A 512-nucleotide genomic window follows, 5' to 3' on the forward strand; every position below is an offset into this window, starting at 1 on the left:
AGCACACTTACACACCAACCGTCCATCAGGATATGATGATGGCTCCAGATAAACTCATACTCCCCTTGCGACAGATCAACAACATGCAAACGCATCTGAGAACCACTGTTTAAATCAAAACCTCTTTCCCTGTCCTGTTGCTTGATCAGCTCTAGCTGTACCTCGTCATCAAGCTTCTGATAAGTAAAATTACTCGCTACTTCTTTCCTTACAATTTGCAAAGATCTCCCTGCATATTCACTACGGAAACTACTGCGTAAAACAGCATGTCTGGCTGTTAAATCATCATAAGCTCCTTTTAACTTTTCTATATCCAATACTTTGGCCCGTACCTTGCATGAAACTTGCTCAAAAAAAAGTGAGCTGGAATCTTCTGCCAGCCAGTGGTAGTAGATACCTTCCTGAAGAGGGGATAACTCATAGACATCCTCAAGTGTATTATCTGCGTTAAGCTCTAAGAGCTCTGCCCCGCTCAATCCTTTGAAAGTTAAATCCGATGGGGTCAGATGCTG

General features: G+C 42.8%; 1 protein-coding gene. It reads right to left on the bottom strand.

What is annotated here, in order from left to right; translation table 11 throughout:
* The coding region (locus JO950_RS22015; RefSeq protein ID WP_202704551.1) for a condensation domain-containing protein at positions 1-512 on the bottom strand (512 nt) is incomplete at both ends.

The sequence above is a fragment of the Flavobacterium sp. UGB4466 genome, from assembly GCF_903469665.1.
Classification (GTDB): domain Bacteria; phylum Bacteroidota; class Bacteroidia; order Flavobacteriales; family Flavobacteriaceae; genus Flavobacterium; species Flavobacterium lipolyticum.